We start from the raw sequence: 24,379 nt of genomic DNA, 5'->3' as shown, positions 1-24,379 counted from the left end.
GTTTATCTGCGTCTATCTGCGTTCAAAAATCAAAAATTAATTCAATCATGTCTAACATCCAAGCAATTGCAACTTACGCCCAAGAAAATGCCGCTAAACTGGGCATTAAAAAGTTTGATATTTACGGCTCAACCGTAGATGATACAAGCGTTCAGGTTGACCAAGGTGAACCGAAACAAGTTAAGGCTTCTAATCGTTCTGGTGTAATTGTTAGAGTCTGGAATGAAGACAATACAATGGGTGTGACTAGCACCACAGATGTAGATCCCTTGGGATTAGAATTGGCTTTAAAAACTGCTTATGAAGCTAGTTTTTTTGGAGTGAAGGAAAACATCCCTGATTTTAGTCCAGAAGCAACGGTTCCTATTGCTAATCCACGCCACGAAAAAACACCCCAAGCTCCAGTTTCTGAACTGATAGAGAAATTATTAGTAGCTGAGAAAGAACTTCTATCTACTCATCCTGCTATTACAAGTGTGCCTTATAATGGTTTGGCACAGAGGGATAGTGACAGGTTTTATGTCAATAGTGATGGTGCTGTGAGAACAGAATCTCACTCTTTAGCTTCGGTTTACCTTTACACCAAAACTGAGGAAGAAAATAAGAAACCACGCAGTGCTGGTGCTTATCGAGTTAAAGAAAGTTTAGCTGATTTAGATATTGCTGGTTGTATTAAGGAAACGGCTGAGAAAACTATCAGTCATTTGAATTATGAAAAAATCACAACTGGCAAATATCGAGTTGTTTTTTCACCGGAAGCTTTCTTGAGTTTATTGGGTGCTTTTTCTAATTTATTCAATGCCCAAAGTATTCTTGATAATCAAAGTTTATCTAAAGCTGAAGATATCGGTAAACAACTTGCTTCACCGTTACTTTCAGTTTATGATGATGCTTTACATCCGGCTAATATTGGTGCAGAAACTTTTGATGGTGAAGGTACTCCTACCCGTCAAATAAAGTTGATAGAAAATGGTGTTTTAACTAGCTTTCTTCATAGTGCAGGAACCGCTAAAAGGTTCAATACTACACCTACAGGTAATGCTAGTATTGGCGCAAAAGTGAGTGTTAGTCCCAATTTTTATCATGTTTTTGCAGCAGGGACAACTGAAAAAGAATTGAGTTTAGAAACTGCGGAAAATGTGATTTTAATTGATGATTTACAAGCTCTTCATGCAGGTGTCAAATCCTTACAAGGTTCCTTCTCTTTGCCCTTTGATGGTTGGTTAATTAATAAAGGTGAAAAAACCAGCATTGAGTCGGCAACGGTTGCTGGTGATTTCTTAGAAGTCTTGCAGTCCATTGTTTATGTAGAGAAAGAGGTGGAATTAACACCAGGGGGAGTTTGTCCCAGAATTTGGGTGAGTGAACTTTCCATTACTGGGGAGTAAAAACTCTATCAATTTTCTGAACGCTACGCCAGCTATCATCAAGAAACAGTATTAGAGAATTCCACAAAAAGAAATGCCCAATGTCATTCTGAACGGAACGAAGTGTAGTGAAGAATCCTCCGAGATGCTTCGCTACACTCAGCATGACAAAACAGGATCATTTATTGTGTGGCTTACTCTTAGTTGGCGTAGTGTAATATTATTTCCAAGGAAGAAGGAAGGAAAATATTTTTCTTTTCTGTTCCCTGCTATATCAAACATTCTGTATCCTGAATCCTTACGTCTGCAATTTCTTTTGGGGATCACCAAATAAAAAAATACTCAACCACGTAACGAAAAAATCTCTCAAACACTCATTTCTCCGTGTCCTCTGTGCCTCTGTGGTATGGCTATAGCTTTCGCTTTAGCGATACGTTTTTTTGGGTAATTTATTTCTTGGAAGTCCCTTGAATCAATTGTTTATAGCTAATATAATATCTATTTTAGTTCCCTGGTTTGGCATGGAAGTACATTTGATAGAGCCACCATGCTGCTCAACGATAATTTGATGGCTAATAGATAAACCTAAACCAGTTCCTTCACCAATAGGCTTAGTAGTAAAAAAAGGTTGGAAAATACTCTGGCAAATCTCTTTACTCATGCCACAACCATTATCAGCAATTGAGATAGTAATTTCATTGTCCTGAGAATGAAATGTCCTAATCCAAATAGTTGGTATTTCATCTTTAGTTTGACTGCAAGTAGCTACTTTTTGAATCAAGGCATCAATAGCATTATTAATTAAATTTAGGAATACCTGATTTAAAAAGCGAGGATTACAAAAAATACGAGGAATTTTTCCGTACTCTTTAATCACTGAAATAGGTTTGCTATTACTACCATAACAGTTAAGTCTATGCTGCAAAATGACGAGTGTACTATCAATACCTTGATGGATATCAGCTTTTTTATAGTCAGCTTCATTCAATCGTGAGAAATTAGAAAGTGATTCTACAATCTCCCTAATACGAAGTGTGCCAACTTTCATTGATTGCAAGAGCTTTGGCAAGTCGCTCTCGATAAAATTTAGGTCGCAGTTAGCAAGAGCATTGACAATTTTGAGATCTGGATTTGGATATACAGAAGTATAAGTTGCTAGAAGATTTAGTAAATCATGGGTATACTGACGAAGACATTCTAAATTGCCATGAATAAAACTCATTGGATTATTAATTTCATGGGCAACTCCAGAAACCATTTTTCCCAACCCTAACATAGTTTCGCGTTGAATTAATTGCATTTGAGTTTGCTGAGTTTCTTGTAATTTAAATAAAGCTGACTCAGCATTTTCTTTTGCTGTGCGGTATTTCTCCTGTATTAGAAACAGTCGTTGCAAGGTACTATAGTAGATAGTAGCACTGAAAAGAACGAATAATGATCCGAAAAAGAAAACCAGACCAGTAAGCAATGGTATCCATTCAATCAGCCCTGCAATTGTTAAATAGATGCATAACAAATAACCGCCAAGAAAAAAAATCATTAATAAAAACATGATCTGCCAACTTAGTTGTTCTGGTTCTGTCTTAAATAATTTGAGAATTTTTTGAGTCTTGACAATGGATAGTCCCATTATCCAAGCCCCAAGAGTAATTAGGGTGACAATAAAAAATATAAAAGTTGAAGAATTTAACATGGCATTAACTACATTAGATGTCATAAAATCAGTTTTAAAAGGAGTTAGTAACTTTTAAGCACAGAGACTATATTCTCAATAATCAAGGAGTTAAATTATTGTTGATTAAAGAAAAATTAATGACCCGAAAACATTCATTAATTGAAACCGCTAATGATCAAATAAAAAATATTTAATAATTTGCTGATTGCTCAACCAGCAATACTTTTTAGCACAAGTATTTTTATTAATCAATTTGATACTTTTTATTGACATCGAACTCAAGGATTTTTAGCTTTTATAGGAATCTTAATTATAAAATCTGTCCCTTCCCCTGGATCAGAAATACAGCTAATTTGTCCACTATGTTTTTCGACTATAATCTGATAACTGATCGATAGACCTAAACCTGTACCTTTACCAATTGCTTTAGTAGTAAAAAAAGGTTCAAATAATCTTGCACACACTTTTTCATTCATCCCACAACCATTATCAGCAATACTGATTTTTACCCATTCTTGATCAATTACCTCGGTGCGAATATGAATAGTTGGTAATAGATGATTTGGTTTTTCTAATTTTTTATTATCTATAAACCATGATTTACTACCATCTTGTAATGCGTCAATGGCATTATTAAGGATATTCATAAAAACTTGATTAATTTGACCAGCACAGCATTCTATTAAAGGTAATTGATTATATTCTTTAATAACTTGAATTTGAGGATATGTATTAGATTTAGCTTGTAAGCGATGTTCTAAAATCATTAAAGTACTATCAATACCTTCATGAATATAGACTTCTTTCATTTCTGCTTCATCCAAACGGGAGAAGTTTCGCAGCGATTTAACAATCTCAGTAATTCGTTTCGTTCCTAGCATCATGGAATTTAAAAGTTTAGCGAGGTCTTGAGTCAGGAAGTCTAATTCATTGTCTTGAATTAATTTTTGAATTTCCTTGGGAGGTTCTGGATAATAATCTTGATATTTTTGAATAATTTGTACTATTAAATTGGTATACTCCATAGCATATTGAAGATTACCATGAAGAAAGGTAGCAGGGTTATTAATTTCATGGGCAATACCAGCAACTAGTTGTCCTAAGCTAGACATTTTTTCGTTCTGAACTATTTGAATTTGAGTTGATTGCAGCTCTTGTAAAGTTTCCTGAAGGTAGATGTTTGTTTGTTCAAGACGATCTGATTGACTAATCGTAGATTGTTCTGATACATCTAATAACTGAGTTAGTGTCGTTATTTGTGAATTGAGATATTCAAAGGCTTTATTATCTGTTGTCGTGACCGGTTTCTCATGAACACGAGATTGCTCATGACCCATGAAAATTCTGTCATTCTCAAAAGGTAGTATTGCCATTTTGACATTTAGTGCTAACGGACGCAACAAATCAACACTTATTCTAGAAACTTCAACTTTCAAAAACATGAGAATTACAAATATGTTGCCTGAAGGTAATAATCCTCCAACGCCAACTACAGATTTGATATTATACGGAATTACAAATGATGTTTGTGAAGGAATATAAGGACTATCCAAAGCATCAGGAATATAAAAGACGTTATACATTCGCTGTTCTAAATCAGTTAATAAATTTGGATCTGGTCGGATTACAGTGCCAAGATTTAGTCCTAGTTGTTGGATAAGTTGAAATATCATAGGTATGCGTGCAATCATCTCTTCGCTTAAGAGGGGAATTACTTTATGTTTTTCAGATTGATGTCGTGAGTTCCATTCTGGTAGTTGCCCAATAGTTGCTAATAATATTAAACATTTAAGACTATCTTCTGGTAAATGATCATCTAATATTTCATGTGTATATTCTTGTAATTCTGGTGTGAGTTCTCCATAGGATTGAGTTTTAAAAAAACGGATAAGCGCACAGGATCTTTCTCCAGACTGTTTATCAATTAAATTATTATAAAGATATTGAATAATAGCATTACTGGTTTCTTCCATGCTGTTAGCTTCGTTGCCTAAATGACGCAGAGCTAAACCGCATTCTGACATATCTCTTAAAGTAAATTGTTTTAAGTCATGCATGATAGACATATCCTAGAGAAATTTTCTGATTGATAGACTAAAGCTGTCCATTTTTGTACTTCCTTACTCAAGTAGTTGAAAGATTCAGGAGAGGTAAATTTCAGGAAAGAATTTTGGAATAGCCACATTCTGCACTTTTTTAAGTAGTATATTCACAATATAGAGACAGAATGTGAAAAACTTGTGTAAATTATTCTAGTTATATATAACATATTCCGTGATTTTTTTATATTCTGGTGTTTCCAATACAGGAATTTTTAAACTGTTTAGCACCATGATAATACTTGCAACTCCGCAATAAGCAAGATTGTCTGGAGTTATAAATTGCATACTTAAAGGGAAAAAATCAGCTTGTGCTTTACTACTAATTAATAATGTTTCACCTTCAGGAGTATCAAAACCAATTAAATTAGATGTCAGAGGTAATGTTTGAGCAATGACATTATCAGCAGCTAAAAACAATCCTATAATTAAAATTTGAATGTATATCTTGAGATATTTTTTGCATTCGATTATAGCGGTTATCGGTTGAGTGAGGTACAAGAACCCCAACCCCCTCCCCGCAAGCGACGAGGGGAACTGGATTTACAGTTAAATTCGGTTTTTAGGGCTGAAAACTCTCTCTGGATCAGGATGTGTGTACACCGTAGGCAAGCGAGGAGGGGGCTATGATATACCTCATGTGATTAGGAAACGCTATATAAGACAAATAGATTTAGAATTAGTTAATTAAATATGACTTGTATTTGATTTTTAATCATACTTTAAGGAGAGTATTTCTCCATCTCTATCACTTAAGAATTTTCAAAAATGATTGATGATTGTTATATATTATATAGTGTATATTAGAAATTCAGAGTAATTAATTACTCGTAAGTAAAGTAAATAATTGTCAAAAGATATTAAAAATGTGTCAAATTTTGTTGAGAAAATTTTTGCTGCCTACTAGTGCAGTTATTTTCACTTTTCTGCCAATACAACCGCTTCTAGCTTTACCACTGGCACAAAGTGATTTTACACAACCTTCTGAATCTAGTCAAAAACCTACAAAACCAATTAAGTTACAGTTTTATTTTCAGCGGATAACCGCGAAAAAGAAATGCCTATTTTACTAACGCCACTTAATAAATTTTTGCAACAAAAATCATTTTTGTTAGGTGAAAAACTGAGTGCTGGAGATATAGCAGTTGCTTCGTATTTGTATTATGCAAAATTACTTTTATCGCTCGATTATAGTCAATATCCTAGTGTTGTTGCATATCTTGAGAGAATAGCAGCAAGACCAGCATTTAAAAATACTCTAGGAAAGCGATAATTTGTGATTTCTTTTGGTTAACTAATTTAGTTAAGTAGAGCAATATAATTAAATATTATAGATTCCTGACATCTGCAAGAAGTCGGGTATCTAGGTCTAGTTTATGTTACAATACCAACTTAGTTGGAAACATATAAACTATGCCACAGGATTTATCACCCCTCTGGATATCGCTGAAAACTTCATTGTTAGCGACCTTTATCACCTTCTTTTTGGGTATCGGTGCTGCTTATTGGATGTTGGGATATGGGGGTAAAGGAAAATCTATAATTGAGGGTATTTTTGTTGCACCGTTGATTTTACCACCGACGGTTGTGGGGTTTTTGTTGCTGCTATTTTTTGGGAAGAATGGCCCGGTTGGTAAATTGTTGGAACCGTTTGATTTGACAATTGTATTCACTTGGTATGGTGCGGCTGTAGCGGCAACGGTGGTTTCATTTCCATTAATGTATAAGACTGCATTGGGCGCTTTTGAACAAATTGATGGAAATCTGTTGCGGGTAGCGAGAACTCTAGGCTCTAAGGAATTAACAATATTTTGGCGGGTTAGTTTACCTTTGGCGTTTCCTGGCATTGTAGCTGGTGCAACTTTAGCTTTTGCCCGTGCTTTGGGTGAGTTTGGTGCAACTTTGATGTTAGCGGGTAATATTCCTGGACAAACGCAGAATATACCGATGGCGATATATTTTGCTGTGGAAGCTGGGGATATGAATGAAGCTTGGTTTTGGGCGATCGCTATTATGGTAATTTCTCTGTCAGGAATTATTCTGACCAACTTCTGGCTAGAACTCAAGCAGCGACGCAGATGCACCGATAAAAAGAGACAAAAAAAAGCCGAAAATCGCGCCTTTTCTTTACCCACAAACTCCCTCACATCTGGTTTGTTTCTGGATATTGAAAAACGACTTGCTAGTTTTCATCTCCAAGTAGCTTTTAACACCGATAATCAACCTTTGGGATTGCTGGGAAGTTCTGGTGCCGGAAAAAGTATGATTCTGCGTTGTCTTGCGGGGATAGAAACACCCACAAAAGGGCAGATAGTCTTGAATGGTAAGGTGTTGTTTGACTCAGCCAAAGGAATTAACGTGCCGATACGCGATCGCCATATTGGGTTTTTATTTCAGAATTACGCCCTCTTTCCCCACATGACGGTGGCGCAAAATATCGCTTTTGGCTTACCCAAGGGGAATCTGCGGCTATTGGTAGAACAGCAATTATCAGCCATGCAATTACAGGGTTTAGGCGATCGCTATCCGCACGAACTTTCCGGGGGACAACAGCAACGGGTAGCCTTAGCTAGAGCGTTAGCAAGTCAACCAGAAGCGTTACTTTTAGATGAGCCATTTTCTGCCCTAGATACACATTTACGGAGTCAGTTAGAACAACAAATGACAGAGACTTTAGCTGAATATCCTGGTGTGACTTTATTTGTCACTCATAACATGGAAGAAGCTTATCGTCTTTGTCCCAATCTATTAATATTAGAACAGGGAAAAGAAGCACATCATGGTTCTAAATATGAAATTTTTCAGCATCCTGCAACTGTGAATGTTGCCCAACTAACTGGATGTAAAAACTTTTCGCGTGCTGTTTTTTTATCATCCCAACAGGTAGAAGCAATTGATTGGAGTTGTCATCTAAAAGTTGAGGAATCAATACCAAATCAATTATCTCACATTGGTCTTCGCGCCCATCAAATTAGTTTTACAAATAATCCTCATCAAGAAAATACTTTTCCCTGTTGGTTAGTCAGAACCAGCGAAACACCTCACCGCATGACGTTATTTTTAAAGTTACATTCTCCTGCTGATAATTCCCATGATTATCATTTACAAGCTGAAGTTTATAAGGAAAAGTGGGTGACAATTAAAGACAAACCTTTTCCTTGGTATGTACATTTAGATCCCTTACGCTTGATATTGATGGAAGAGTAACGCTGAGTAACGAGTGCTGAGTGCTGAGTACCGAGTACTGAGTGCTGAGTGCTGAGTACTGAGTGAGGAATGTGGGTTGTATTGATCTTTCTTCTTTTAACTCCTGACTCCTGACTCCTGATTCCTGATTCCTGACTTCTGACTCCTACTTATTAGCTTTAAGTAGTAAATAAAACAACTGTCCATCGCTAACTGTCACCCCAGCGCGATCGCCTGCTATTTTACCAGTTCCTAAGAAGTAATCCACTCTACCAGCACCTTTAATCGCACCACCTGTATCTTGATCTAATACATAACGGCTAACTGTACGATGTTCTAATTCACCTTGAGGATTTACAAAGGGGAAAGGTGCGCGAATTAAAGCTAAAGCACCGGGAGGCATTAAAGATTTATCGGTGGCTATGGAACGTTCTGGTGTGAGTGGTACACTAATAGAACCTTGTGCTGGCCTACCGTTGGTTTCTCGAAAAAACACAAAACTGCGATCGCGTGGAATATAAATATCTAAATCTTGGGGATGCTTTTGAAAATAGTCGAGGATAATTGGCATAGTTAAACCTTCTAAAGGTAATTTGCCATCATCTACTAATAAACGTCCCAAACTTTTATAATTATAAGCTGTATTACCTGCATAACCGATTGTTGTTTGTGTGCCGTCAGTTAGTTTGAGACGTGCTGAACCTTGAATTTGAATTATATATGGTTCTAGTCTATCTTTAAACCAAAATAATTCTAAACCTTTTAATTTACCTTTTGCACCTTGTAACCCATCTGCACCTTCCAATTCTAATCTAGTAGGATGAGGTTTAGTCCACGATTGTAAATCAGCAGGATAGCGATAAGCAGGATATTTAAATTCTGCTGTAGGAGTGCGACTAGCTAGATACAAAGGTTCATAATAAGCGGTAAATAAAACTGAACCCTGATTATCTTTACCCACAGATTGATAAAATACAAATTCTTTTTCAATCGCTGCGTGTAATTCTTTAGCAGAATTAGTTGATATCAATATTTGGCGGAATCTTTTCAAGCTTTTATAAACTCTATCTTGGGTAATTCCTGGGATTTTAGATCTTTTATAAGCATTTGTAGCACGACCAGATTTAAAATATTTTAAACTTTGATCAATAGATGCTAACAATACTTTTTTATCTGTAATTTTATCTTTTTCACCGCCATAAACCCTTTCATCTAAACAAGAAGCATCATTTTCACAACAAGTAACTGGAACTCTTTGCACAAGTACAGGTAAATTTTTGGTATTTTCAGTTTTCAAAGCAACTGGTAAATCCCATTTAGTTACTTGACATTCTGGAGAAACTACATCTTTATTTTTGATGGCTGGCATTTCTAACAAAAAAATTGTTAAAAACACAGGTAAGCTGAGAGTCGTGTTCAATATCTTTTGCATGGCATTAATCTAAGGGAATAATTATTTAATTATTAATTACGAATTTATAGTCAGGATTCAGGATACATAATAAATAAAAATTGAAGCATCACACTAGATTTTTCAATAAAATCTCGAATCACTAAATTACTGATGCAATAATTATTCTGATTCCTGACTCCCATACTTCTCGTTCCCAGTCTCTGACTGGGAATGCTACCATAGAGGCTCTGCCTCTAATTTCATGGAAGGCAGAGCCTTGTCTTCTAGAATTCATTCCCATACAGAGTATGGGAACGAGAAACGAGAAGAATTCTTCCCATCATTCATTCATATTATGGTACGTAGCAACAGCGGAAGGGGAGATGCGATTTAAGTACCGGAAAATCCAGTATTTAAAAATCGTATCTAAAATTACGGGAAATGTGGCAATGAATAAAAAGATGAAATCACGATTTGCTGGTAATCCCCAGTGTCGTGATATACCTTCTAAAATGACTTCCCAACCATGCGGAGAGTGGAAACCGACAAATACATCTGTAAATAAGATAATAATAAATGCTTTGGCGCTATCACTCAATCCATATACTACATGATCAAAGAAATCTTTGAGAACTGAGATAGAAGATTTGCTGATAATTAACAGCCAAATAAAAGCAATTACCGAACAAATATCTGCAAATACATTTTTAATGGCATTAGCACTTTCACCCCGAAATTCCTCAGCTAATTCCTGCGCTTTTTCTTGCATCTTTATTTCTATATCATCAGATGATATGGGTGGTGCATTACTAATAATGTTTTCAAATTTGATTCTTTCTTCAAATCTTTGTAGTTCTATAAGTGCTTCTTCTTCCATTTCTATATTCAGGAAGATTTGCTCTGTTTCCAAGCCTCTAAAATGATCTACTAAAGGGCCTACTACTACAGCCTTAGCTATTTGATGGGTGAGCAATGGTATTATAATTAAGAGTAAAATAAATCGAATAGATATAATTGTTGTTTTTTGCGTTTGGCGGAAATTCTGCACTATGTCTTTTTCAGAATCAGGGTCTAATTCCGCTTGTAGACGAGTGATAGTACTTAAAATTGAACGAGGTAAAATTCCTGTAGTGTCAGCTTTTCGTTTTGGTTTAATTTCACTATTTTTAATTGATATTTTTGCTTTATTTGGTTGGGGAATAACTGCATTATCTGCTACAATTTTAGATGGAGTAGTTAAATCTGCTGGAATTTTTTCTGATTGATCATTTGTGTATTTAGCAATCACTTGATCAATAAATTCTAGCTTTTCTAAAACTAAAGCTGGAGAGGGATATTCTATACCTGTTTTAATGGCTGCTTGTTGTTTAGATTCGTTTGAAAACCAACGACTAGCTTTAAACTCTGTCAGTCGCATTCGGACATTTTTTAATAATTTCTTTACATTTGCTTCAAAATAATCCATGACACTACTACTGTACATAGCAGAATCAGCAGATATTTTATTACCGTGGAAATGCTGATCTTCAATTTCCTTAATTTTTAATGCTGTTTGGTAAGCTTCCTCCAAAGATCGTTCTGGTGTCAGTAAGTACCACCTGTAAGCAGCCAGCAAAAAAGTGTATATTTTTTGACTAAAGACAGAGTTTCTCATCGTAGATGATTATCTAACATAATTGGTGATTATTAACCTTAAGTTAACGCACGAGGTATACTAACAAATCTATAAGGAGTGTATTTGTGGTTTCTGATTCTATTTGGATTGTTGGTACTAGTCGCAGCGGGAAGACTACTCGTATAGCCGAGCAATTTTGTCATTGGATAGAAATTGAGAATCAATATCCAGAATTATTTTATACGAAAAATCAAAACAATAAAAAAGTTAAAAGCACAATACAAACATCAGATATCCTACCAACAGAACCTGGGGTTTTAGTTTTAGGCTCTAATGATGAGAATCGCCGTTTATTAAGTGATAAAATTGTATCCTTAACTTCAGGAAAATACCCAATTCGCGCTAAAACTACTTTGGGGTTTCTTCAGGACGAGGTTATTTTATTTTGGCCGTTATTAATTGAATCGTTGCAGATTAAAGCACAATTTCCTGTAAAATTGCGTCCAGAAACTGAGCAGGAATTAGCAACAAAACTTTGGCGTTCTCAGTTAGATGCAGAGACATTAAGAAGTGCAGGAGTAAATGAATATCGCTTAGTCAGGCGTATATTAGATATATGGCAATTAGCAGCTTATAGTGGTACACCTTGCGAAGACATTGCTGAGATTTTACAAAGTGGTTTTCAGGAAAGTGTTAATAGTTTAGAGCCTGAGTTTTTGGCATCTTTGCTGCTAGATTGGCGTAATTGGTGTTTAGAGAGGGGAATGCTGACTTATGCATTGATTACGGAATTATATAGCCAACATTTGTTAAAAAATATTGATTATCAGCAGCGTTTAGTCAGACGCTATCAGGCGATATTAGCAGATGATGTGGATGATTATCCAGCGATCGCGCATAATTTGTTTGAGTTCCTCTTAGATAACGGTGCAGTGGGGGCTTTTAGCTATAATCCTGATGGGGCAATCCGCTGGGGACTGGGTGCAGATCCCCAATATTTAGCAAGGTTAGCACAGCGTTGTCAGATAGAAACCTTAAAAAGCCAACCTTTAGATAGTTTAGCGGTTCAACTGGCTAAACCGATGGTGAAAATAGTCACAGAACCAATGGCGATTTTCCGTTTACCAGCGTCTGTGCAACCAATCCAAACCGCTTCTCGCGCTCAACTATTGCGTCAAACAGCAGAGGTGATTATTGATGGAATTGAGACGGGAAAGGTAGAACCGGAAGAAATAGCGATTATTGCACCGGGTTTAGATGCGATCGCACGTTATACTCTCACAGAAATCTTAACTAAACACAATATCCCCGTAGAATCTCTCAATGACCAACGTCCTCTAATTAGTTCGCCTTTTGTTAGAGCATTACTCACCTTACTGGCACTAGTTTATCCTGGTTTAGGGCGCTTAGTAGACCGGGATGCCGTTGCAGAGATGTTGGTAATTTTAAGTCAGAGTCACACCCATGACGGGGAAACACAAGCATCTCATCAACCCAGAATTGATCCAGTCCGCGCCGGGTTAATAGCAGATTCCTGTTTTGTACCCCATCCAGATCACCCACATTTGCTACCAGTTACAGTCTTTGAACGCTGGGATAGAATCGGCTATGAAGGTAGTAGAGCTTATGGGGAAATATTACAGTGGATAGAAGAACAAAAGCGAGTCCTAGATCGCGCTTCTCTATCGCAGCAAAATCCTAATTTTCTACCCACACCAATTTTACTGCTATACAAAGCAATTCAAGACTTCTTGTGTAAAGATCAAAATCTCTCCTATGAGCAACTAGCCGCATTACGGGAATTACTAGAAACTGCTCAACACTATTGGGAAGTTGATACAAGATTAAGACAAACCGATGCCAACTTACTCTCACTGCATAATCAACAAAGCCTCTGTAACAGCATTGCAGAATTTATTCAACTACTGCGACGGGGAACAATTACCGCTAACCCCTACCCTATTCGTTCCTTTGGTAACGCCAGAAAAGCCGTTACTTTAGCAACAATCTTCCAATATCGTGCTAGTCGCAGATTTCACCGTTGGCATTTTTGGTTAGATGCAGGTTCACCTCTTTGGGCTAAAGGCGGTGCGGCCACCTTGTTTGGTGCTACCTTATTCCTACAAGATAGATTAGGCGAACCTTGGACAGCAGCAGATGAGCAATTAGCAGAAGAACAAAGATTAAAAAGAATTTTAGCTGATTTACTCGCTCGTGTATCTGAAAAACTGTACTTATGTCACAGTGATTTAGCTGTGAATGGACAAGAACAACTAGGTCCACTGTTACCTTTAGTATATTCTTGCGAGATTATATCTGATATAACCCGACCTCTCTCCACAAGTTTTTCACAAACTAGTTCTAAATTGTAAGTGAGAATCCTGTTGTAGGATTTCCATTTACTAGATTGCATACTAGGTTAAACGAGGTCATTATGAGTTTATCCCCATCATACGCAGAAAAAATAGAGTATTCTTCAGTTTATGGACTGGTAAATTCTTGGCGATTTGGGCAATCGCTCGGTATCGATCCTATTGGTATCAGCCCTACTTGCTCTTTGAACTGCGTCTATTGTCAATTGGGAAATATCCAGCAACAAACAACTCAACGGCGAATTTTTGTACCCACAACCCAAGTTATCTCTGATTTGCAAGCATTTGTACAAAAAGAAGCACCTATAGATGTAGTTACTGTCAGTGGTAGTGGTGAACCTACCCTCGCCTTGAATTTAGAGGAAATTTTGCAAGCTACGACATACATCATCAACAAACCATTAGTGGTATTAACTAATGGCACGCTGCTAGGTGATAAATCAGTCCGTAACGCTTTATCACTAGCCGATATAGTCGCCATTAAACTAGATGCTGTTTTGTCAAATCAACTACGGCAAATTAATCAGCCATTAGAGACAATTAATTTACCAGATATCTTCCAAGGAATTGAAAAATTTAGACAAGAATATGGGGGATATATGGCAATACAAACCATGATTTTGTCTTCTTGGACAGCAGAAACTCAAGCACATTACATACACTTGATGAAGCGTCTCCAACCTGATGAAATTCAACTTAACATTCCTTCTCGTTCCCGTGTTCTGGTTCATCAGTTAGAATCTAGAAGTAATGAGATTGTCGAATCTCGCACTTATACCTGTCAGAATTTTAACTGTATTAGCTCTGAAGAACTCAGTTTGATGGCTGAAACAATTCAAAATGCTACTCAAATTTCTGTGCGTTACTCTTCCAGGAGACAGGTTGCACAAGGTAGGAAGCACAGAAAATAATTATTTTAAGGAGTTAAAGAGATGGAACCCAAGTCAACAGAACCATTATTAGCACTCCAGGAAATTCCCGCAGGCTATCTCAATATTATGGGTTATGTTGATAAATCAGAAGTTAACGGCCCTGGTTGTCGTGCTGTCGTTTGGGTGCAAGGTTGTCCTCGTGAGTGTGATGGTTGTTTTAATCCTGACTCGTGGACATTTGAAATTAACCAACTAGTTGCTATTGATACTCTCGCCGCAGATATTATTAAAAATCCCGATAACACAGGTGTAACTTTCTCTGGTGGTGAACCATTTTGGCAAGCATCTGCATTAGCTAATTTAGCACGTCAGGTTAAAGCTGCTGGATTAAATGTGATGTCTTTTACTGGGTTCACTCTCAAGCAACTACAATCTGAATCTGCACCTCCGGGTTCACAAGAATTATTATCACAATTAGATATTTTAATTGACGGGCCTTTTATTCAATCTCAAGCAGTTAATTCTCCTACGTCTCCTGTTGCTTCTAGAAACCAACGGGTTCATGTTTTTAACCCCGCATTAAAAGACCAAATTAGCTGGGCCAGTGACCAAATAGAAGTACATATTCTCAAAGATGGCGATCGCATCGTCACCGGTTATCAAGGTTGGGTAGAATTAACCTAAATCAACCTGAGTTCGGTGTTAGGAGTTCGGAGTTTCTCCTTCGGAGACGCTACGCGAACGGAGTTATGATTTTTAAGAGCGAGAGAATAAGGGTTTGAGACTCCTACTGGGGGCGAGTTTTCCACAAATTATCTTATGTCGAACTCAGGTGATCTCAAAGACAAATATTCATACCCACCTACCTAATTAAAAAATATGCTCAGTGGAATTAAACAAAAAGCTATTGTCGGTAAGGATGGCAAAATCGAACTATCTACCACTGAACTACCAGTAGGAACAGTTGTAGAAGTTATTATCCTAGTTGAACCACCCACAGAAGAAGATGAAACTACCTATCTTCTTAAATCAGAAGCTAACAAAAAACATCTCCTCAAAGCTATAGAAAATGTATATCAAGGGAACTTAATTTATGTTGATTTAGATGAATATGAAAAAAGTAGCATTTGAACCAGAAGCTTTTGAACAACTGGGTGCATGGGGAAAGGAAGATAAAAAGGTCTTTAAAAAAATCCTGGAACTAATTAAAGATATCCAAAGAGATCCATTTTCTGGAATCGGTAAACCAGAACCGCTAAAATATGAATTGCAAGGTTACTGGTCAAGACGAATTACTGATGAACATAGATTAGTTTACAAAGTTGAAGAAGATTTATTGATTATTCTTTCTTGTAAATATCATTATGATTGATGAAATGTGGTAGTTGTAAGCAGATGAGATATAATCAATTATATTTTTATGTTGGGTTGTGCTTCACTTAACCCAACCTACTATTTTGTAACTGAGATTAAATTAACTCCAAGTTTGTACAACGCGTCCTTGGATTTCTTGTCCGAACCAAGGTGTGTTATTAGAGAGTGTATGCAGATTTGCTCTGTTGATTTTCCAGGGTTGATGAGGATCAAATAATGTTAATTCGGCTTTTTCACCGGGTTTAATCGGGTTCATTTTTTGCTGCAAACACGCTGCTGGTTGATTACTCAAAACTCGCCATAATTCTAAAGGGGTAAATTCCTCTGTTGCCACCAGATTTTGCCAAAGTAGAGGTAATGCTAATTCTAAACCTATTGCTCCCGGTGGTGATTCTGCAAAGGCTTGGACTTTTTCTTCGTAGGTGTATGGTGCGTGATCAATAGCGATCGCATCTATTACTCCCCCACGCAAACCTTTACGCAATGCCGTTACATCACTGGGATTACCTAAAGGTGGATCTAAATGCAAGGATGTGTGATAACTTTTAACATCTCTAGTATCAAGTAACAAGTGCATCCAAGTCGTGCTGGCCGTAACAGGTAAACCTTGAAATTTAGCAGTGGCAATTAATTCCACACTCCGGGCTGTAGAAACCCGCATAATATGTACAGGTGTGCCAATAGCGGCGACTAATTCCAACAAAGATGCGATCGCACTAGTTTCGGCACTGGCTGGAACGGTCGGTAAACCCACACGCAAAGCCTCTGCACCTTCTCGCATCATCCCATTTGCGGATAAAGAGCGATCGCATGGACAAAACGCCACAGGTTTACCAAAAGGTTGCAGATATTCCAAAATCCGCCTCACCATTCCCAAATTTTCCCAAGGTTTACCATCAGTAAAACCCACAACCCCAGCAGTAGCCAAATCCGCAAATTCTGTCAACTGCTTACCAGCTAAATCGAGAGTCATCGCCCCCCAAATCTGAAGATGAGGTGAACCTTTCACCCCCACTCTCTTTTGCTGTAACTGTGCAACTAAAGCCGGATTATCCACAGATGGAGATGTATCTGGCAAAACAGCCACCCTAGTAAAACCACCAGCCGTAGCAGCCGCCAAAAAAGAACCCAAAGTCTCCCTTTCTTCAAACCCCGGTTCACCAGAATGGCTATATAAATCAACCAATCCAGTCCCAAGAACTAAGCCACGACAATCTCTAATAGAAGTATCAGCACTAACATCAGAAATTTGCAGTGATATAGCTTGAATATCACCATCAACAATCAATACATCACTTACTTGGTCAGTTTCCGAAACCGGATCGATTACCCTTACTTGTTGCAGAAGTTCAGTTGTCATGCGCTATTAGCTACTACCTATCAGTGCTGAAAGTGCTTCAGATTTTTTTTTACCCCTGTCATAAATAATAACGGCTTTAAAATCCATAACAGAGAGCAAACCAAACATATATTTATTTTTTTCTTCCTGCACCCTGCACCTTATCCCTACAATGCCCCTGCTGCCGTTTTATCTAACACACCGCCACTTAAATGACTAGTGATATTCATTGCTTGCAACACTGGTAAACCATTTGCACCTGAAGGATAATCAATCACACTAACTGCACCATTTCCCTGACGGAAATTCCAGAAATTTTCTGATGATAAACCCAGGATATGACAGAGTAGGGTTTTATTAGTCGCATCATGAGCCACTACTAAACCAATTTGGAATTGATTCACCTCAGCAGCTTGTAATATTGACTGCCAAGCAGCTACACTACGTTCCCGTACTTGTTGTAAATTTTCCCCTGACGGCATTTGCACTTCAGCAGGTACATTGCGCCAGCGTTCCAACTCTCCAGGAAACTCCTGTTCTATTTCTGCCTCAAACTTTCCTTCCCAAGTTCCGTGACTAATTTCCCTCAAACCATCCAGTAATTCCAACTTGATCTGAGGATGTTGGTTGAGAATAATTTCCGCTGTCTCTTTTGGACGTGCCATTGTGCTGCTAAAAGCAAAATCAATTGCTACATCTTTGAGAAATTCCCCAGCTTTTCCTGCCTGATTTCTACCATTATCATTGAGAGGAACATCAATTTGACCTTGAAACTTGCCTTGGCGATTCCATTCTGTTTCACCATGACGTACTAATAACAATCGGAATCCTTGATGATTCGGTCGCAAAGTGGGTAAAGCCTCACCTAAATGTTGCGTCTGATTCATTGATTCTAATTGCACCGGTTCACCCAAACCACCAGCAAAATTCAAAACGCTAATTGCACAATTAGACTGTTGTAGTCCGTGATAACCACTGGGAGGAATACCTAAAGCGGTACTAATCAGAGCGCGGTTAATACCATTATGTCCAACAATGAGAATAGTTTCCCCTTGATGACGAGATAAAATTTCTTGCCAAAACTGCTTTGCTTGTTCATATAAAGCCAGAACCGGAAATAGTTCTCGTGTCCCCTGTGCATCATTGATAATCATCCGCAATTCGTGGGGGCGTTTTTTCCAGATGCGATAGTCATCAGCAAACTTATCTTTAACATCACTACTCAGCATTCCTGCCCACAAAGGTAAATCCACTTCTACCAGATTTTCCGAAATCTGAATTACAGCAGACTTTTCTCCCAAATGACTGTGAATGATTTCCGCTGTTGTCTTCGCTCGGTTGAGGGGACTGCTGTATATTGCTGTAAATGCTATATTACTCAGGGCTTCACCAGCTTTACCAGCATCACTCCGACCTTGATCCGTTAAAGTTGACGCATCAGTGCGTCCTTGGATACGTCTCTCAATGTTATATGTACTTTGACCATGACGCACAATGATGACACGAGTCATTAAAAAACCTCTTCTATCCAAAGGAACAATTTTACTGCAAAACGTTGATAGAATAATCGTTTTAATTTTAAGATTTTACCCAGATTTTTTGATACTCTTTTTTAATTTCATCTGCCAACATTTGGGGAGTTAAAATTCCAGCATTTGCCCCATAGTTCAAAATCCGCTGACGAAACCAAAACCTATAATCTATGAGTTGCGTAGCGACATTATTGTTGAAAGCGTGCTTAGAGTTGGGAAAGGATGATATCTAAATTGCGATCGCTATAATCCAAAGGTGGACTAAAATTAACTGTAATAGACACTAGAATACCTGACGCTATTAACTTAGCAATACGTTGAATTTGGCTTACTTGCGCCAAAAACCCCATATTAGACAGGAAATATACAGCTATAGCCAGGGCTTCTCGCTCCCAGTCAATGTAGATAGTGAATGTTTCAATCCCGCAAGCAAGTATTCAAGGAATTGAAACATTATTGAGAAAGTTATTGGTTGTCACTCAAATCTAATTGCACCTGTAATCCATCATTTCCGTTAATATTTTGATTTGCCGGTTGCAGAAATATAGCAGTAAAAGGAATTGATATTGACTCACTCAAAGACAATTCTTCAGAAATTTTGTTTTCTTGAGCCTTATTATTGGAGATTTGATCAAAAAACTTGCCAAAATCATTTTCGGCACTGCGATCATTAATATTAACTAAGGAATCGCCACTTAAAGTCCAGTTTTCAGATTGAGGCTGTGTAATTGATTGTGCATACACGACGCTATTTATACTAAAAATAGCAGTTATACTTGTTAAAATAGCAGGGAATTTACCTTTCATTGGTTTGCTTTTTTAATAAACATATTATTACATCCGACAATTATAAATCTGATCTTATAGAAAATTGTATTTCTAACTACATAAATTAATAATAATACTCGTCTTTAATTAAGTTTTTAATTAATTTATTTAAATAGTGAAAGTTTATTTTATAAAAATATTTAACACTATAAAAAATGTAATATATTTTGATTGCATTCTTTAAGAAAAAATTAAAATGAGCCATAATTAAGAAACTAATAGGTAGGCATTACCTGCCTATAGCGGTATGCACAATGAGATACATCATAGTCCCCTCCTCGCTTGCGGGGTGGGGGTCGGGGGTGGGGTTCTTGTATCTCGCTCAACCGAGAACCGCTATATTATTTTGTAATTCGTAATTATGGATTTCTTCCCTATTAGAAATAGGAGTGAGAATTAAATGTGCGTGATTTTAAACCCTGGTAGAGATGTTCCATGTAAGAAACTTCCAAATGAAAAAATATACAAACATTGCTTGTGGTGTGGGCATCTTGCTCGCTAATTATCAAGGATAGGCAGGATATTTGCCCCACAAAATGAGATCATTTATTTTCTGGAAGTCCCTAACATTCATTAACACTCACAAGTTGAGGAAGTTGAGAAACAGGAATATTTAAGAAGTAAGCCAGTACTTCTCGCCGCCAAGCATCATAAAGTTTTGGTAAATCATCAATATCTGTACCAATAGCTTCATAAGTCAGTTGCCAATGCTCTTTTAAGTAGGGATTTCGCCTTCTTTGACCTTCTTCATCAACTTCTAACACCTGTGCAACTAAATCTGCTTTTTCCCCTGGGGAGGCTTGGTCATACTTGCGTTGCCACCATTTTACTACCCCTAAGCGGTGAAAAGCTTCTTCTGGTTGAATTTTGGTTGCCGAAAACTTAGCTGATTCTGGGTCACTAATTTTACTAGTACGACTATTGACTAATAAAGATGCCACAATGTGCATTTCATAATGTAATTCAAAAGCCAAGAAACCTTGCCAATTACGAATTGGTAAATCTCCCATATAGTCCCAATGTTTTTGTACTTGTCGTTGTATATCTTCAATGGGATCACGTCCAGATATAACTTGCGCCCGTTGACGGGTATTATTAGCGTGTGCGCCATCATCACCAATTTGGCGGCTTAAAAATAACTGAAGTTCTAGATCAGGAATTTGACCAATTATCTGAGCGCAAACTTGAACAATAAACAAATCATGAGCCGCACCTGCTACACGAAAACGGTAAAAATTTTCAATTTCCTCTGCTGTTTCTGGAGGTTTAGTTTCATGTAAACGCTTTTTTGGTATATGGGGTGCGTGTTGATTAATCAGTTTGTCAAATATTTCTAGTTCTAAGTCGGTTGTCCAAGTTGGGCGAGTAACAGTTATAGTCATATTAAGTAGGTAGGCATAAATAAACCGAACTATGTAACGAAAAGTAAAAACGCTGAAAACCTTGTGATTGCTTCACTCCACTTCGTTACGTTCGCAATGACATAGTTGTAAATTTTCTCAACCACCTACTTAAGAATAGGAGGCAGAAACAAGATAATTACCGATTACCAAATCATTCTTCAGAAGCAATTAAGCTAACTTTTATTTTTCAGTCTTTGTCATTATTGATCCTCATTTTTAGCTAATTTGTTTATTTTCGCACAGAATTTATATTAAAGTTCGATACCTAAAAAGTAGATAATCTAATATTTAGAGATTCACCACTTTGTGATTCTGTCAACTTAATCAGTTGATTATTAAAACTTAATACTTTAATCTCATTAGCTTATTTTCTTGGTTCTTCCGCACTGACTATGCTAAGGTATAAAAACCCTATCATATAAGAATTTTAGGTCAATTTATTGGGTAAGCTGACATAAAAAATTATGAACCCCTCTATTTATAAGGGTTATGGGGTAAATAGACCCATACTTAGAATATACTAGATACTGAAAAATCTAGTATATTCTTGCAGCTATTCCAATACAAGGGTAATCATCATCACCGAAATCTATGAAAGTTATCATCATCATGATTAGCATTTCGCTAGTACTAGCTGTACTATTTACTAAGCTATACAACGGCTTGGTTTATAAGAAAAATCAAGTCGATAATGCTTTTTCAAGCATAGATGTACTACTGCAAAAAAGATGGGATTTAATTCCTAACCTGATAGCAGTAGCACAAAATTATAAAGAATTTGAGCAGACAACATTAACAGAGATTGCCAGACTGAGAAATCAAGTAATTTCTGAGCGAGTTAATCAAAATACCAGAATTCAATTAGAAGACCAAATTTCTAAAGCTTTGGGTAACATTTTAGTAACTGTAGAAGCTTACCCAGAGTTGAAAAGTAACCAGAATTTTCTTCAACTCCAATACTCAATCACCGAAGTCGAAGAACAAATTTCTGCCGCTAGACGTTTTTATAACTCTGCTGTCACAGAATACAATAATGGAGTGGAAATGTTTCCTTCTAACATTTTAGCTTCTGGGATGAACTATCAGAGAAAAGTGCAGTTTCAGGCTACATCCCAAGAAAGACAAAATGTAAATGTTAGAAACCTATTTAATCAATAGATTGTTGGAAGAAATTCTATGTCTACGAATGAGTTAGAACTCCTACAAACTGGGTTGAATTCTTTAAAGCAAGGACTCTACCCAGAAGCGATAAATTCACTACAACATTTCTGCCAAATCTGCGAAGTCAATGGGAATACAAATTCTAAGGAATATCTACAAGCGCAGGTAGGTTTAGTCCAAGGTTTTCATCATACAAAAAATTCAGAAGCAGCCCGTACTATAGCTGAAAGACTCCTGACAATTCAAAATCCCCAAATAATAGCTTGGGCAAATAAATTTTTAGAATCTTTACCTGTTGAAACCTCTACCAAAACATCAACTAACTCTCGCACTGTCGAATCAACACAATTAGCAACAACTGAAAAACCAACTTTAACGCCAGAGAAAGCAGAGGAATTATTAAAAAATGGGCATAAAGCATTAAAATTTCAGCATTATGCTGAAGCAGTTCAAGCTTTAGAAGAATTTTGTCAATGTGCTGATGATCAAGTAAAATACTATAATCAGGCACAGATGTGGTTAGTAAAAGCTTACAAAGGCAATGAACAACTAGAAGAAGCGATCGCACTGTGCAAACAGCTTACTACAAGTCAGCAAGCATCAACCAATATTTGGGCAACAAAATTTCTGGATATTTTAGTACCAGAAAGTGAAATTATTCAATCATCCACACCACAAGAATCAACTACTCAGGCAACTAACTCAGTACAATCTCAATCTAGCTCAACATCTAGCCAAGCGTCTGTTGTTGAGATGAAAATGAAAACCTTAGAAGAGTTCAAAAGTTTTTGTCAACAGAACTTATTAACCGACTTACAAGATTTAGAGTCAGTCAGAAAACAAGTATTAATATCTATAGTGGTTGTTGGTATCATTGTAGCAATAATATTTGTGGTTGATATTAAGTTTCTGCTGCTAGATGTTATCATGAAACTGATAATTATATATAACATAATTCCTCTAGAATTAATGTTTTTGTTTCTTGTCATATTTTTGGGATGTCTATGGGGCTGGATTGCCTTTTATACATCATGTACAGAAACATATACTAGTGGTTTTAAATCTAAGATTATTCAAAAGATTTTTGATTTTATCAATTATAATCAGTCTCTTAGCTATTATGAGCAACCTTCAAAAGAGGATGATAGATATATGATGTCTGGTTTTGCTCATAGTCAAATGTTTCAAACTCTATTAAAAGCTAATAAAATCACTCAAAATGATTGTATTTTTGGGAAAATTGGAGAAATACCAATCTATTTTTCGGAAATTTCTGCCCAATTTGAAATCCAACACACTTGGGTAAAATATTTTGATTTTGCATATCACATGAAAGCACTCGCATTATCTAACGTCCCTAGATTTATCAGGAAAATGATATTTGGTTTGATGTTGCCTTTTTATGTAATTGTTTTAATAATTCAAACTCTGAAAGGCACTCCTTATGTATTCAGCAAAATGATCAGAGGAAAAAAAATAGATTATCAAAGTTTTAAAGAAGAAGTATTAAATAACGAAGTAACTAGAAAATTAATTTTTAAAGGCTTATTTTTTCAAGCCAATTTTCCTAAAACTCTAAAATCTAAAACAATAGTTGTACCCAATCTTGTCAATATCAATATCAACGCTTTACCCAAAACTACTAGACAATTAGTTAAACTAGAAGACCCTAAATTTAATCAGTATTTTACTGTCTATGCTAATGACCAAGTTGAAGCTAGATATGTCTTGTCTACTACCTTAATGGAAAAGTTAGTTAAATTTCGACAAAAAGCTCATAGAAATATTTATGTTTCTTTTATAGACAACATGATATACATTGGCATTGACTATGCAGAAGATATCTTTGAGCCTCGGCTATTTACACCAATGTTAAACTTTACACCCATGCGTGAATATTTTGAGAATATCCAATTAATGTTGGGAATTGTTGAAAACTTAAACCTCAATAGACGCATCTGGGAGCAAAATTAATTTTGATAAATAATATTAATATTTATCCCCAAACAATTTCCATATTTAAAATAAATCCTGGTAAAACTATCTTCACCTGATAATTCTTGGGGAAATTCTAATATTTCCACTGGTTTATCAAGACGATAGATTTCTACTTGACGCATTTTCCGATTAATTAACCAACCTAATTTAACTCCGTAATCTAGA

The 24,379-nt window shown here is 36.6% G+C and carries 21 protein-coding genes and 1 pseudogene; 10 read left to right on the top strand and 12 right to left on the bottom strand.

The features are described from left to right. The first annotated feature begins 47 nt into the window (after positions 1-47). Positions 48-1,388, top strand: coding sequence for a TldD/PmbA family protein (locus VB713_RS14605; protein WP_323312244.1), 1,341 nt, complete (start codon positions 48-50; stop codon positions 1,386-1,388). A gap of 451 nt (positions 1,389-1,839) precedes the next feature. Here the strand turns inward: VB713_RS14605 and VB713_RS14600 are convergent, their stop codons facing one another. From VB713_RS14600 to VB713_RS14590, 3 genes are all read right to left on the bottom strand, one after another. Further along, on the bottom strand, positions 1,840-3,084 hold the full coding sequence (locus VB713_RS14600) for a sensor histidine kinase (protein WP_323312243.1): 1,245 nt from the start codon (positions 3,082-3,084) through the stop codon (positions 1,840-1,842). A gap of 236 nt (positions 3,085-3,320) precedes the next feature. Continuing rightward, complete coding sequence (locus VB713_RS14595) at positions 3,321-5,099, bottom strand: sensor histidine kinase (RefSeq protein WP_323312242.1); 1,779 nt, start codon at positions 5,097-5,099, stop codon at positions 3,321-3,323. Between the two features lie 195 nt (positions 5,100-5,294). Further along, positions 5,295-5,642 (bottom strand): phytochelatin synthase family protein, encoded by a 348-nt coding sequence (locus VB713_RS14590; protein WP_323312241.1) that lies wholly within the window; start codon positions 5,640-5,642, stop codon positions 5,295-5,297. Positions 5,643-6,198: 556 nt separating this feature from the next. On the opposite strand from VB713_RS14590, the gene VB713_RS14585 reads away from it, so the two are divergent. Together VB713_RS14585 and modB are read left to right on the top strand one after the other, a co-directional pair. Beyond that, on the top strand, positions 6,199-6,414 hold the full coding sequence (locus VB713_RS14585) for a glutathione S-transferase family protein (protein ID WP_323312240.1): 216 nt from the start codon (positions 6,199-6,201) through the stop codon (positions 6,412-6,414). Between the two features lie 140 nt (positions 6,415-6,554). Then, entirely contained in the window at positions 6,555-8,348 is a 1,794-nt protein-coding gene (gene modB, locus VB713_RS14580; RefSeq protein WP_323312239.1) for a molybdate ABC transporter permease subunit, read from the top strand. Between the two features lie 145 nt (positions 8,349-8,493). Here the strand turns inward: modB and VB713_RS14575 are convergent, their stop codons facing one another. Both VB713_RS14575 and VB713_RS14570 read right to left on the bottom strand, forming a co-directional pair. Beyond that, positions 8,494-9,759, bottom strand: a complete 1,266-nt coding sequence (locus tag VB713_RS14575) for a murein transglycosylase A (RefSeq protein ID WP_323312238.1) — start codon at positions 9,757-9,759, stop codon at positions 8,494-8,496. Between the two features lie 301 nt (positions 9,760-10,060). Then, the gene (locus VB713_RS14570; RefSeq protein ID WP_323312237.1) at positions 10,061-11,374 is read right to left on the bottom strand and encodes a proton extrusion protein PcxA; all 1,314 of its coding nucleotides are present in this window, start codon (positions 11,372-11,374) and stop codon (positions 10,061-10,063) included. A gap of 86 nt (positions 11,375-11,460) precedes the next feature. On the opposite strand from VB713_RS14570, the gene VB713_RS14565 reads away from it, so the two are divergent. The 5 genes from VB713_RS14565 (at position 11,461) to VB713_RS14545 (ending at position 15,951) form a co-directional block, all read left to right on the top strand. Next, positions 11,461-13,707 carry a recombinase family protein gene (locus VB713_RS14565; RefSeq protein WP_323312236.1) on the top strand — a complete coding sequence of 749 codons (2,247 nt, stop codon included), beginning with the start codon at positions 11,461-11,463 and terminating at the stop codon, positions 13,705-13,707. A gap of 62 nt (positions 13,708-13,769) precedes the next feature. Beyond that, complete coding sequence (locus VB713_RS14560; RefSeq protein WP_323312235.1) at positions 13,770-14,618, top strand: radical SAM protein; 849 nt, start codon at positions 13,770-13,772, stop codon at positions 14,616-14,618. Between the two features lie 21 nt (positions 14,619-14,639). After that, positions 14,640-15,263 (top strand): 4Fe-4S single cluster domain-containing protein, encoded by a 624-nt coding sequence (locus tag VB713_RS14555; RefSeq protein WP_323312234.1) that lies wholly within the window; start codon positions 14,640-14,642, stop codon positions 15,261-15,263. A gap of 195 nt (positions 15,264-15,458) precedes the next feature. Then, positions 15,459-15,710 (top strand): hypothetical protein, encoded by a 252-nt coding sequence (locus tag VB713_RS14550; RefSeq protein ID WP_323312233.1) that lies wholly within the window; start codon positions 15,459-15,461, stop codon positions 15,708-15,710. Then, entirely contained in the window at positions 15,691-15,951 is a 261-nt protein-coding gene (locus VB713_RS14545) for a Txe/YoeB family addiction module toxin (protein ID WP_323312232.1), read from the top strand. The genes VB713_RS14550 and VB713_RS14545 overlap by 20 nt, the downstream gene beginning before the upstream one ends. Positions 15,952-16,053: 102 nt before the next feature. Here VB713_RS14545 and VB713_RS14540 read toward each other — a convergent pair whose 3' ends face one another. The 6 genes from VB713_RS14540 to VB713_RS14515 all read right to left on the bottom strand — a co-directional run bounded on the left by VB713_RS14540 (position 16,054) and on the right by VB713_RS14515 (position 21,034). Next, entirely contained in the window at positions 16,054-17,313 is a 1,260-nt protein-coding gene (locus VB713_RS14540; RefSeq protein ID WP_323312231.1) for a dihydroorotase, read from the bottom strand. A 6-nt stretch (positions 17,314-17,319) separates the two neighbouring features. Beyond that, entirely contained in the window at positions 17,320-17,445 is a 126-nt protein-coding gene (locus tag VB713_RS14535; protein ID WP_323312230.1) for a hypothetical protein, read from the bottom strand. A gap of 14 nt (positions 17,446-17,459) precedes the next feature. Then, a complete protein-coding gene (locus VB713_RS14530; protein ID WP_323312229.1) occupies positions 17,460-18,803 on the bottom strand; it encodes a histidine phosphatase family protein in 1,344 nt (447 codons plus the stop codon). Positions 18,804-19,030: 227 nt separating this feature from the next. Beyond that, the gene (locus VB713_RS14525; RefSeq protein WP_323312228.1) at positions 19,031-19,165 is read right to left on the bottom strand and encodes a hypothetical protein; all 135 of its coding nucleotides are present in this window, start codon (positions 19,163-19,165) and stop codon (positions 19,031-19,033) included. A 124-nt stretch (positions 19,166-19,289) separates the two neighbouring features. Then, the gene (locus VB713_RS14520) at positions 19,290-19,631 is read right to left on the bottom strand and encodes a hypothetical protein (RefSeq protein ID WP_323312227.1); all 342 of its coding nucleotides are present in this window, start codon (positions 19,629-19,631) and stop codon (positions 19,290-19,292) included. Between the two features lie 584 nt (positions 19,632-20,215). Beyond that, the gene (locus VB713_RS14515; protein WP_323312226.1) at positions 20,216-21,034 is read right to left on the bottom strand and encodes a hypothetical protein; all 819 of its coding nucleotides are present in this window, start codon (positions 21,032-21,034) and stop codon (positions 20,216-20,218) included. 612 nt (positions 21,035-21,646) lie between these two features. Between VB713_RS14515 and VB713_RS14510 the strand changes: the two genes are divergently transcribed. Further along, the gene (locus VB713_RS14510; protein ID WP_323312225.1) at positions 21,647-22,213 is read left to right on the top strand and encodes a LemA family protein; all 567 of its coding nucleotides are present in this window, start codon (positions 21,647-21,649) and stop codon (positions 22,211-22,213) included. An 18-nt stretch (positions 22,214-22,231) separates the two neighbouring features. Continuing rightward, positions 22,232-24,190 (top strand): DUF3137 domain-containing protein, encoded by a 1,959-nt coding sequence (locus tag VB713_RS14505; RefSeq protein WP_323312224.1) that lies wholly within the window; start codon positions 22,232-22,234, stop codon positions 24,188-24,190. A 22-nt stretch (positions 24,191-24,212) separates the two neighbouring features. Here VB713_RS14505 and VB713_RS14500 read toward each other — a convergent pair. After that, a pseudogene (locus VB713_RS14500) lies at positions 24,213-24,372 on the bottom strand (Uma2 family endonuclease); the annotation flags it as partial. Between the last annotated feature and the right edge of the window lie 7 nt (positions 24,373-24,379).

The organism is Anabaena cylindrica UHCC 0172, assembly GCF_034931625.1.
Classification (GTDB): domain Bacteria; phylum Cyanobacteriota; class Cyanobacteriia; order Cyanobacteriales; family Nostocaceae; genus Anabaena; species Anabaena cylindrica_A.
Note: the sequence above shows the minus strand (reverse complement) of the source record. Positions and strands in the feature narration are given on the sequence as shown.